Raw genomic sequence first — 12,220 nt, forward strand, 5'->3', positions numbered from 1 at the left:
CATAGATTTAATCGAATGCAAATCAAACCGTTCGTTTTCATAGTCGGGCTTAGTTTGCTGATTACCAGTCATGGTCAATCGCAAACACCCGATCAATATCCCATTATCCCGTATCCAACTTCGCTCGTGCCGGGTCAGGGACAGTTTACTATCACCTCCAAAACCGCACTGGTTGTACAGGATGGCCGATTTGTCAACGAAGCCAGGCAACTACAACTGTTACTGAAACCAGCGGTAGGTAAGCCATTGCCCACGAGTGGGGGCACCGCGCAGATTGTGCTCAACTACGACCCGTCCATCACGGCCCCGGAAGGGTATCAACTTACCATCACGCCCAGGGCAGTAACCTTATCGGCTAAAGAGCCGGTGGGGATGTTTCGGGCCATTCAGACCATCCGGCAGTTGTTGCCGGTGAGCATCGAGCAAAAAAAGGCGACTGGTGCGCTAACCCTCCCGGCGGTGCAAATCCGCGACCAGCCCGCCTATGCCTGGCGGGGTATGCACCTCGACGTGTCGCGGCACTTTTTCTCGATGGATTACCTGCACAAATTCGTTGACCTGCTGGCTCTTTACAAGTTCAATAAATTTCACCTGCACCTCACCGACGATCAGGGCTGGCGGCTGGAGATAAAGGCATATCCCAAACTAACCAGCGAAGGTGCCTGGCGGACGTTTAACAATCAGGATTCGGTGGTGCTGAAACGGGCCGCCACAAACCCCGACTTCAACCTGCCGAAGCAATACCTGCGGCAGAAAGAGGGGAAAACGCAGTACGGCGGGTTCTATACCCAAGACCAGATGCGAGAACTCATTGCGTACGCAACCGCCCGTCATATCGAGATTATTCCGGAAATCGACATGCCCGGTCACCTGACGGCGGCCATTAGGGCGTACCCGTTTCTGAGTTGTACGGGGCAGGAAGGCTGGGGCAAAACGTTTTCGGTGCCCATCTGCCCCTGCAACGAACCTACCTACACCTTTACCGAAACCGTGCTGAGCGAAGTGGCCGCGCTGTTTCCAAGCCAGTACATGCACATCGGGGCCGACGAAGTGGAGAAATCGACCTGGGCGCAGTCGACGGCCTGTCAGACGTTGATGAAGCGGGAAGGAATCAACAGCGTGGAAGAACTGCAAAGTTATTTCGTACACCGAACCGAGAAATTCCTGCTGTCGAAAGGGAAAAAGCTGATGGTCTGGGACGACGCGCTGGAAGGCGGACTGGCACCATCGGCCACGGTCATGTACTGGCGCAGTTGGGTGGCCGACGCACCTGTAAAAGCGGTTCGGAATGGGAATTCGGTGGTGATGACGCCCGTTAATACCCTCTATTTCGATGTGCTGCCCGATAAGAATTCGCTCGCGAATGTCTACCAGTTTAACCCCGTTCCGGCCGGATTAACCCCCGCCGAAGCGACATCCATTCAGGGCGCTCAGGCCAACACCTGGACGGAGTATATCCCGTCCGAAAATCGGGTCGATTATATGGTGATGCCCCGCATGACGGCATTGGCCGAACGACTATGGACCAATCAGAGTCAATACGACGCCTACCGGCAGCGCCTGAACCGGCACTACCCGCGTCTGGATGCGCTGGAGGTGCATTACCGTGTGCCCGATCTGAGCGGCTTTGCCGAAGAGAACGTATTTACAGACCAGATCGCCCTGCACATTCGCAAACCAACGGATAATCTGGTTGTTCGTTACACCATCGATGGCAGTTTGCCGGATGCTGCGTCGGTGGTGCTGCCCGAGTCGTTGCTGATCAGTCAGCCGACGACGGTGAAGCTGGCGGCTTTCACAAACAGTGGCTTACAGGGCGATGTGTATACACTAAAGTATCAGTCGCAATCCCTGGCGGAGCCGGTGCCGGTATCGTCCGTTAAAGCCGGGCTGATGAGTACCTATGTGAAGGGACAATTCAGGAACATAGCCGCCATGTTAAAGGCAACGGCTTCCGATTCGGTTGTGGTGAATCAGGTAAAAGTGCCGGACATGGCCACAGCGGGTGGTTTCGGGGTTCGGTTCCGGGGCTATATAACCGTTCCGGCTACAGGTATTTACAGTTTTTTTCTGGTTGCGGATGATGGGGGCGTGCTGCGCATTGCCAACCGAACGGTCATCGACAACGATGGCAATCACGGTCCTATCGAAAAAAGCGGACAGGTGGCGCTGAAGCAGGGCACGCATCCCTTCGCCCTCGACTTTATCGAAGCGGGTGGGGGCTACACGCTGAAGCTATTCTACAGCCGTGACGGTGCCGAACCACAACCCGTACCAGCCAACTGGTTCGGGCATTGATGTATGTATGTCTGGGCCAAGCTCCAGCTTGGCCATCGACTTGTAACGGCCAGGCTGGAGCTTGGCCCAGACATACAGTGGTGTCAGCTTGAAAAAGCTACGTTGTATAGGTAGCTCTGGCATAGGCCAACTAGCCCTGTAAGGGCGGCCTGTCGATAGGTATGAGCGCCCATGCCTTGCCTGAAGCGCCGTAGGTGCGACCTATATGAACTGAACTGGATCAGGTCGCACCTACGGCGCTTTCCAGATATATAATTCGCTCTTTTCTATTGACAGGTCGCCCATACAGGGCTTTTTTGTAAGGAAAAGAGTTTACAACGTAGGTTGAAGAACCCTACATCACAACTACCCCACACCACTACATTACAAAGCCAATTCTAAGAACTTTATGCGCTTATCCTCTTTGCATTCAACCGTCAACTACCTCTCTTCGCTAACCCTCGCTGTTGGGTTATTGCTACCGTTAGCCGGTAGAAGTCAGTCGACTACCGTTCCCAAAGCGGCAACCGGCCTGACCCGTTACGTCGACCCATTTATTGGAACGGGGTTTCACGGACACGTTTTCATGGGAGCCAATGTACCGTTCGGGGCCGTTCAGCTTGGGCCTACCCAGATGTCGCAGGGGTGGGACTGGTGTTCGGGCTACCATTATTCTGACTCCCTGATTGTCGGGTTTGCGCATACGCACCTCAACGGAACGGGCATCGGCGATCTGGGCGATGTACAGATCATGCCCACAACCGGGCCTGTCAAGCTCAGCCGGGGCAACACTAAAGACAGCCAGAGCGGCTACGCATCCCGCTTTTCGCATACGCAGGAAACGGCTCGGCCGGGCTACTACGCCGTAAAACTACAGCGGTACAACATCGACGTTGCGTTGACGGCTACCGAGCGGGTGGGGCTGCATCAGTACACCTTCCCCAGAAGCAGCGACGCCCACATTGTAATCGACCTGGGCGAAGGCGTGGGCGATAGACCCATCGAAACCTATCTGGAGAAGCTGAATGATTCCACCCTCGTCGGCTACCGTTTTTCCAAAGGCTGGGCTCCCGACCAGCGGCTTTATTTCGCCATTATTTTTGCCAAACCCATTCAGCAACTAGCGCTCTATACCGACCAGACTCCGGCAACGGGCACATCAGCAAAAAGCAATCGGGTGAAGGGCGTGGTGAGTTTCGCTACTCAGGCCAACGAAAAGGTGCTCGTGAAGGTCGGCATTTCGCCTGTTAGCTCCGTTAATGCGCTGGCTAACATTCGGGCTGAGCTACCACACTGGAATTTTGCGAAAGTGGCGCAGGATGCCGATGCGGCCTGGAACCGGGAGTTGAACAAAATTTCGGTCAAGACGAAAGATCAGAACCGGCTGAAAATCTTTTACACCGCCCTGTTTCATACGCAGGTAGCCCCGTCGCTGTTCAACGATCACAACGGCGATTATCGCGGTACGGACAAGCAGGTGTATCCGAAGGCTTCGTTCAAAAACATGACGACGTTTTCGCTCTGGGACACCTACCGGAGTGCCCACCCGCTGTTCACGCTGACCCAGCCCCGGCGCGTGGCCGACATGATCAATTCCATGCTGGCCATCTTCGATCAGCAGGGAAAACTGCCCGTCTGGCATCTGGTGGGTAACGAAACGAACACCATGCCCGGTAACGGCGCCATGCCCGTTATTGCCGATGCCTGTCTGAAAGGCATTGCCGGTATCGACGTCAATCGGGCCTTCAATGCTATGAAGACAAGCGCCATGCTGGACGAACGGGGGCTGAAATTCGTAAAGTCGACAGGCTATATCCCTGCTGATACCCTGGTGGAGAGTGTAGCCAGAGGACTCGAATACGCCATTGATGACTGGGCTCTTGCGCAGGTAGCGAAGAAGCTGGGGAAAGAGACCGACTATGCCTATTTCAGCAAGCGGGCCAAGGCCTACCAGCAGTATTTCGATCCGAAAATCCGGTTCATGCGCGGGCGCGTGTCGGACAACGAACGCCGGACGCCCTTCAGTCCGCTGGTATCCCGGCACATGAAAGATGATTTTGCCGAAGGCAACAGCTGGCAATACACCTGGCTGGTGCCTCACGATGTGGAAGGTCTGATTTCGCTATTCTCGGGCGAGAAAGCGTTCACGCAGAAGCTGGACTCTCTGTTTGTGGTCCACGGCGACATGGGCAGCGAAGCCTCCAACGATATTACCGGATTGATCGGGCAATATGCGCACGGCAACGAGCCAAGTCACCACATCACCTACCTGTATGGGTATGTGGGTCAGCCCTGGAAAACGGCGGATAAGGTGCGTTATATCCTCGATAGTCTGTACACCACCCGACCCGACGGTCTGATTGGCAATGAAGACGTGGGGCAGATGTCGGCCTGGTACGTGCTCTCGGCTATGGGTTTTTACCCGGTCAACCCGGCCAATGGGGCCTATGTATTTGGCAGCCCGGTCTTTGATGACGTTACGCTCAATCTGGAAAACGGCAAATCGTTTCAGATAAAAACGGTCAACAACAGCGCCAGGAACCGGTACATCAAGCGCATCCTGCTGAATGGAAAACCGTATACCAACGCTTATTTGCTCCACCAGACCATCCTGAACGGCGGAACGCTGACCATCGACATGGACAATAAACCAAGCGCCAGTTGGGGCATCCGACCCGAAGATCGGGCCAGGTCGGTGTATTGAGGGCGGCTGTAGAACAAACCTGACAATAGGTATTAAATCAACTTGGCGGGCTTTGATTGTCTTCTAATGGCTCATCTAACCAACGCCACAACTAAATGCGTAACAATCGTATGATAAAAGTAATGTTTCTGTTTTTTCTGACCCTTCTTGGGTTCTCGTCGGTGAGAGCTGAGGTTATCAGTGATTCTGTACTGATTGAGGGCCACTATCGGTCGTTTCATTACAACAATGTTCCCGCAGCGTCGGTCAATCGGTCGGGGCTGATTTTTGTGCTGCATGGGTCCGGGGGGGATGGTAAAAGGTTGATGAAGGCCGCTGCGAAGATGGAGCAACAGGCCAATGCCGAGAATATGCTGGTCATTTACCCGGATGGCTACAAACGGTACTGGAACGAATGCCGGAAAGCCTCTCCGGCGGAGGCCAACGTCGAAAATGTCAATGAGCAGGCATTCTTCGAGGGAATGATTCAGTACTTCGCGAAACGGTGTAAGATTAACCGGAACCATGTGTTTGCCGTGGGTACTTCCGGCGGAGGGCATATGGCCTATAAACTGGCCCTGACCATGCCGCGTACGTTTCGGGCCATCACGGCCATCATCGCCAATTTGCCCGATACAACCAATCTTGACTGTACGCCATCCGGCAAAGCCGTGCCGGTTATGATCGTCAACGGCACACTGGATAAGACAAATCCGTACGAGGGTGGCGTTGTCGTTCTGGGCAAAAACATGACTATGGGGGCCGTTCGCTCCACCGACCGTACGCTGGCGTACTGGGCCGAACTGGCTCGGTATAAAGGCAGACCAACTCAGGAGAACCTGCCTGATACCGACCCCGCCGACGGTAAAACCATCGAACGGTACACCTATAAAGAAAAGGGAAAGCCCGAAATTGTGCTTTTAAAGGTGATTGGCGGAAAACACGACTACCCCAACGATATTGACGTCCATGTAGAGGCCCTGCGGTTTTTTATGCGGCAGGTAATTGACTAGTTTCGTGGTACCAAACCGGCGACCGGCGTTCCGGCGTTCCGGTTCGGAGTGGAGTCAACAGGGATAAGCCCGGCCAGAACGGTCGGTACGACAATTCAGTATAATGCAAATTGGCATAGATAGTTTCGCGGCCAAAGGCCGACAGGAGGGGAGCCCGTCCATCAACAGTGATGCGGCTTCATTGAATCAGCTACTCGACCGAATTGAGCGGGCCGATCAGGTGGGGCTGGCTGTTTTTGGTATTGGCGAACACCACCGCCCGGAATTTCTCGACTCTGCCCCTACGCTGATTCTGGCCGCTGCCGCAGCCCGAACCCGCCAAATTCGGCTGACCAGCGCCGTAACGGTGTTGAGTGCTGCCGATCCCGTTCGCGTATTTCAGCAGTTTTCTACCCTTGACCTTATTTCCAACGGGCGGGCCGAACTCGTGGTTGGGCGTGGTTCCTTTACGGAAGCTTTTCCGCTGTTTGGCCTGAAACTTAAGGATTACGATGCGCTTTTCTCAGAAAAGCTCGACTTGCTGCTCGCCATTCGGGATAATGAGTTCGTTACCTGGTCGGGGCAGTTCCGCCCGGCCCTCAACGGAGAGGGGATTTACCCAAGACCCATCCAAAACCCATTACCCATCTGGCTGGGCGTTGGCGGAACTCCGCAGTCGTTCGTGCGGGCCGGTATGCTGGGACTGCCGCTTATGGTAGCGGTAATTGGGGGCGAAACCCACCGTTTCCGGCCCCTGGTTGACCTGTATCGGGAAGCGGGTCGGCGGGCGGGTCATTCGCCGGAGCAGCTACAGGTAGGACTTCACTCGCTGGGGTACGTAGCTGCCACCACCGAAGGCGCTATGGCTGATTTTTATCCGGGCTATGCCGCAACGTTCACTAAAATTGGCCGGGAGCGGGGATGGCCACCCGTCACGAAGGCACATTTCGACGCGTTGGCAGGTAAGCAGGGTGCTTTGCTGGTGGGTAGCCCCGAAGAAGTGGCGCAAAAGATTTTACGGCATAGTGAGGCTCTGGGCGGGATTTCGAGGGTTACGTTTCAGATGGACAGCGCGGAGTTATCGCACGAAAAACTTATGTCGTCCATCGAATTGCTTGGAACGCATGTGAGGCCGCTACTTCAATAGTTTTTTACGGAAAAAGTGGCTTTAACGCACAGATCATTATACATTCGTTCTAACGAACTCAGGATCAACCTTGCTTAAGCGTTATGAAGCCACTCTTTACTATGGACAAGGCGGCTTATGCCAACCTGCTTACGGGTCTCAATAGCCTCCACTTTACGGAGCGGAAAGGAAACCTGACCGATTTTCGGCTGTATTACGATGATTTGTGGTTGTCGGATACAGCGGTGATCGAGAACCTGCGTCTGCACCGGGGGGAGTGGGAGGTGGAGTTGATCTTTGCGCATACGGCTAATCCCCTTAAGTTCATCAAACGACGGATCACCTCGCATTCCTGTCCAAAACGGGCCGCGCAGCAAGCGCATTTTATGCGTCGGTTAGCGGCCAAAGACCAGCGTGGTACGCTCTCCGTCTCGGCCGATCAATTGAATACCTGCCTGAATTAATCAACTATGACGCTTTCGACCAAGGAACGCATTCTGAACGCATCCGTCCGGCTCTTCAATGAGTACGGAGTCGATGCCGTGCGGCTCCAGCAGATAGCCGAGGAAATTGGCATCAGCGTCGGGAATTTAGCGTACCATTTCAAGACGAAAGACGCGATCATCGAATCGGTTTATGAACAGGTGCTCGATGAGTTTGCCCATATTTTTCGCCAGTACCTTCAGGCTCCCGAGCTGGCGGCATTCGACCAGCAGATAAGCCTCTACTACCAATTCTTCCGAAATTATCAATTCTATCTGGCGGAGTTTTTCAAGACGAATTCCGAGCAAACGACGCAGCAGATTCAATGGCAGCGGGCGGTGAATAAAATGCTCATGCAACTGCGTAGCTGGCTCGATTTTCATGTGCAGCGACGTGTTATCCGGCCCGAAACCAGCCGGGGGCAGTATGACCAACTGGCTCAGTCGCTCTGGATGACGCTGGTTTTCCTGCCTGTATTCTCTGCCATGCGCGGCAATGCAGTGGATGAACGGCTCTACAAACAATCGGTTTGGGAACACCTGAAACCCTATCTTACCGAAGAGGGCATCTACGAATTCGAAACACTGGTTTTGCCAACACTGGCCTGATGCCGTCGAGTATCCTCCATTACGTATAAGTTTTTCCTCCTACAGTTAAAAAATCAACTTCTCACCTGATTGCGCTCATTCCGTTCGGGTGACGTAAAACAAACCTTGCTTTATTGTTAAAAAGAATTAGAAAAAATTTTCTAATTCAGAATTATAATTATATTTGTACTTCTTATAATTCAAAAATTCCGAACCCTTACACCCCCGTTTCGCATGGCTAATGTATTATGGCTTCAGGGAGGAGCGTGCAGTGGCAACACGATGTCGTTCCTGAATGCTGAGGAACCCACGGTTGTCGATTTAGTAACCGATTTTGGTGTCAACATCCTCTGGCACCCGTCTATTGGCCTTGAGATTGGCGATCAGGTAACGCACCTGCTCAACGATATTGTCAGCGGCCGTACGCAGTGCGACATTCTTGTCTATGAAGGCAGTATCATTCAGGGGCCGCATGGCACAGGAACCATGAACTACTTTGCGGATCGCCCCATGCAGGACTGGGTTCGGGATTTGTCGAAAGTAGTTGGTTATGTGGTCGCCATTGGCGATTGTGCTACCTGGGGTGGTATTCCGGCCGTGGCTCCCAACCCCAGCGAATCGACCGGAATGCAGTTTCTGAAAAAGGCCAAAGGTGGTTTCCTGGGCTCCGATTATGTATCGAAAGGGGGGCTGCCCGTTATCAATATACCTGGCTGCCCGGCTCACCCCGACTGGATTACGCAGATTCTGGTTGCCATTGCTACCGGCCGTATCGGCGATGTTCTGCTGGATGATTTCCACCGGCCCAAAACGTTCTTTACGGACTTCGTGCAAACGGGTTGCCCCAACGTGATTAGTTTCGCTCAGAAAGTTGACGGCGGATTTGGTAAGCGGGGCGGGTGTTTGTTCTACGAAGTGGGTTGCCGGGGTCCCATGACCCGCGCCAGTTGCAACCGGATTCTGTGGAACCGGCAATCGAGCAAAACCCGCGCCAATCACCCTTGTTTAGGTTGTACGGAGCCGGGCTTTCCCCACCATGATCTGGAGAAAGGCAGTGTCTTCAAAACGATGCATTACCTCGGTTTCCTGCCCAAAGAAGTACCCACCGGTACATCGAAATTAGGCTACTATTTACGGGCTGGTTTCGAGAAAGTCGTTTCAGGCAGTGAGCGCATGGTTGGCGTCGATCAACCTCAGTTTTCTTCATCTAAGTAGTTAGTGGTGAGTGGTTATTAGGGTATTGGTGATTAGTTAGATACGCACGAATAGCGCATCCCAATAACTAATGACGAATAACTCAGTAACCATTAACCAATCACCATTCACGAATTACCAATAACCAAACATGGCAACGCAGAAAGAACTAAACATTTCGCCGGTTGGGCGGGTCGAGGGCGACCTCGATGTGAAGGTATATATGGAAGACGGAGTCGTAACGCGGGCGCACACACAGGCTGCCATGTTCCGGGGCTTCGAGAAAATTATGGAGGGCAAAGACCCGCAGGCGGGTTTGATCGTAACGCCCCGTATTTGCGGCATCTGCGGTGGTTCCCACCTGTACTGTGCCTCGTCGGCGCTGGACACGGCCTGGAAAACAACCCTGCCGCCTAACGCGCTGCTGCTGCGGGCCATTGGTCAGGCTACCGAAACGATACAAAGTATTCCCCGCTGGTTCTACGCGATTTTCGCTACGGACATGGCGAATAAGAAATTCGCCAATAAGCCCCTCTACGATGAAGTCGTGAAGCGGTTTGCGGCTTATGTAGGTACTTCGTTTCAGCGGGGGGTTACCGCCAGCGGGCGTCCGGTTGAGGTGTACGCCCTTTTTGGCGGGCAGTGGCCGCATTCGAGCTACATGGTGCCCGGTGGGGTTATGTGTGCCCCCACGCTCAAAGACATTACCCGTGCTCACGCCATCATGAACCAGTTCCGGAAAGACTGGCTCGAAACCCTCTGGCTGGGCTGCTCCATCGAGCGGTACATGCAGATCAAAACCTGGGACGATCTGATGGCCTGGGTAGAAGAAAACGACTCGCAGCGCAATTCAGATCTGGGCCTGTTCATTCGCGCCAGTTTGGAATTTGGCCTGCATAAGTTTGGTCAGGGCGTTGGCAAGTTCGTTGCCTACGGAACGTACCTGCACAAAGACCATTATCAAAAACCAACCGTAGAAGGCCGTAATGCCGCCCTGATTAGCCGGAGTGGCTTCTTCGATGGTAGCAAATACCACGTTTTCGATCACCTGAGCATTAAGGAGCACGTGGGTCATGCCTGGTACGAAGATGTACCGGCGGCTCACCCCTGGGACGAACCCATGCCCACGCCCGTACAGTCGCACACGCTGCACGACTCGAATTTCAATGAGAAATACAGCTGGTCCAAAGCGCCCCGCTACATGGACATGGCGGCCGAAGCTGGCCCTCTGGCCCGCGTGATCATGAATGCCAATCCGGACAACCTGCTGCCGCATCAGGTCTACGACCCGCTGTTTGGCGATGTGCTGGATAAAATGGGTGCCAACGTATTTACCCGAACGTTAGCCCGCGTTCACGAAGCAGCCCGGCTGTACACCCAAATTGACGAGTGGCTCCGGCAGATCGACCTCAACAGCGAATTCTACATCAAACCCGAAGAGCGCGACGGGAAAGGGTTCGGGGCTACCGAAGCGGCCCGTGGTGCGTTGGCGCACTGGATCGAGATCGAGAACGGCGTTATCAAAAACTATCAGGTGATGGCTCCCACTACCTGGAACGTTGGCCCTAACGACGACCGGGGTAACCCCGGCCCAATCGAAGCGGCTCTCGAAGGCACCGAAATCGAAGACCCGCACGACCCCGTCGAAGTAGGGATGGTGGCCCGTTCGTTCGACTCCTGCCTGGTGTGCACCGTACACGCCCACGATGGCAAATCGGGCAAGGAAATGGCTAAATTTAAACTTTAACGGATTGATGGAACGCTGATTTTTATGATCCTTAAGCGCAGTTATGATTTTTAGAAGTGCTGACGTTTTTCTCGCTTTATAAATCATAACCAACCATAATGATCTTAAAAATCAGCGTTCCATCCTTCGCTCTTTGATGAAAAAGACCGCCATAATGGGTTTCGGCAATCCCGTTCGTAGTGACGACGGCGTGGGTTGTTACGTGATTGACCAACTTCGGGAATCACTTGGTGAGCAGCCCGACGTTGGTCTGTTTGATATGGGTACGTCGGCCTTCGAGGTGTTGTTTCAATTGCGGGGTCACGAACGGATTCTGATTGTCGATGCGGTGGTCAACACGGGCGAAGAGCCCGGCACGCTATACAAATTACCCGCCCACGAGGTTGAAGCCGCTATTGAAGATGATCCGATGGTGTTTCTGCATAGTCTGAAATGGAATCAGGCGCTATCCTACGCCCGAAAGATTCTGCTCAACGACTATCCCGACGATGTACAGGTCTATCTCATTGCAGTCGATAATACCAAACTGGAAGTCAGCCTGTCCGATGCCGTAAAAGCCGCCGGTGATCGTGTTGTAGCCTTGATTGGAGACTCCTTAATGGTTACTGGTTAGGGAGTTAATGTTTCTTTAGGGGTCATGTCCTCACACACCTCTCGTCCAGATGGACAATGCTGGCTGACACCACGGCAAACGCTGGCTAGCGCATGTGTGGCCTGCCTCCGTGGCGCGGTGAAGACCAGACCATGGAGAAGAAAAAACTCTGTGAATCTCTGTTTTTCTCTGCGAATCTCTGTGTAACAACTCAACAACTCAATCACCAATGATCTACCTGAAAAACAGCTATCTGCTCATTGGCGCATCGGTTGCTAAAGAGGCTTTTGATGATGATTTGCAGGTGAGTGTCGTGTATTATCCCGACCGGCAAACGTTGCTGGTAGCGGGTAAGTCGAAAGCGTTTTTCGAGAAAATGCACAAAACCAGTTGGCTGCTCCTGAAAGACCGGAACCTGCTGGGCGATAAGTCGGTGAATATTCGCGAGTTGTTGATTGATAATGACCTTGATGATACAGATCGTGACTTACCCTACGACTTAAAAACGACCGGAATTCTGAGCGTTACGCTTTAATCCT

10 protein-coding genes are annotated in these 12,220 nt (G+C 53.4%); all 10 read left to right on the top strand.

Annotated features, from left to right (window positions below; all coding sequences use genetic code 11):
• Positions 1-15: 15 nt before the first annotated feature.
• The 10 genes from CRO74_RS20080 to CRO74_RS20125 all read left to right on the top strand — a co-directional run bounded on the left by CRO74_RS20080 (position 16) and on the right by CRO74_RS20125 (position 12,216).
• The gene (locus CRO74_RS20080; protein WP_097128219.1) at positions 16-2,298 is read left to right on the top strand and encodes a family 20 glycosylhydrolase; all 2,283 of its coding nucleotides are present in this window, start codon (positions 16-18) and stop codon (positions 2,296-2,298) included.
• A gap of 388 nt (positions 2,299-2,686) precedes the next feature.
• Positions 2,687-4,981 carry a GH92 family glycosyl hydrolase gene (locus CRO74_RS20085; protein WP_097128221.1) on the top strand — a complete coding sequence of 765 codons (2,295 nt, stop codon included), beginning with the start codon at positions 2,687-2,689 and terminating at the stop codon, positions 4,979-4,981.
• A 95-nt stretch (positions 4,982-5,076) separates the two neighbouring features.
• Complete coding sequence (locus CRO74_RS20090) at positions 5,077-5,973, top strand: CE1 family esterase (protein ID WP_097128222.1); 897 nt, start codon at positions 5,077-5,079, stop codon at positions 5,971-5,973.
• Between the two features lie 103 nt (positions 5,974-6,076).
• On the top strand, positions 6,077-7,099 hold the full coding sequence (locus tag CRO74_RS20095; RefSeq protein WP_097128224.1) for an LLM class flavin-dependent oxidoreductase: 1,023 nt from the start codon (positions 6,077-6,079) through the stop codon (positions 7,097-7,099).
• Positions 7,100-7,182: 83 nt separating this feature from the next.
• On the top strand, positions 7,183-7,542 hold the full coding sequence (locus CRO74_RS20100; protein WP_097128226.1) for a hypothetical protein: 360 nt from the start codon (positions 7,183-7,185) through the stop codon (positions 7,540-7,542).
• A 6-nt stretch (positions 7,543-7,548) separates the two neighbouring features.
• Complete coding sequence (locus CRO74_RS20105) at positions 7,549-8,169, top strand: TetR/AcrR family transcriptional regulator (RefSeq protein WP_097128228.1); 621 nt, start codon at positions 7,549-7,551, stop codon at positions 8,167-8,169.
• 213 nt (positions 8,170-8,382) lie between these two features.
• Complete coding sequence (locus tag CRO74_RS20110; RefSeq protein WP_097128229.1) at positions 8,383-9,363, top strand: NADH-quinone oxidoreductase subunit B family protein; 981 nt, start codon at positions 8,383-8,385, stop codon at positions 9,361-9,363.
• Positions 9,364-9,493: 130 nt separating this feature from the next.
• Positions 9,494-11,089, top strand: a complete 1,596-nt coding sequence (locus CRO74_RS20115; protein WP_097128231.1) for a nickel-dependent hydrogenase large subunit — start codon at positions 9,494-9,496, stop codon at positions 11,087-11,089.
• A gap of 136 nt (positions 11,090-11,225) precedes the next feature.
• Complete coding sequence (locus CRO74_RS20120) at positions 11,226-11,702, top strand: hydrogenase maturation protease (RefSeq protein WP_097128233.1); 477 nt, start codon at positions 11,226-11,228, stop codon at positions 11,700-11,702.
• Positions 11,703-11,910: 208 nt separating this feature from the next.
• Complete coding sequence (locus CRO74_RS20125) at positions 11,911-12,216, top strand: hypothetical protein (RefSeq protein WP_097128235.1); 306 nt, start codon at positions 11,911-11,913, stop codon at positions 12,214-12,216.
• Positions 12,217-12,220 lie beyond the last annotated feature (4 nt).

The organism is Spirosoma fluviale (genome assembly GCF_900230225.1).
In the GTDB taxonomy this organism is placed as follows: domain Bacteria; phylum Bacteroidota; class Bacteroidia; order Cytophagales; family Spirosomataceae; genus Spirosoma; species Spirosoma fluviale.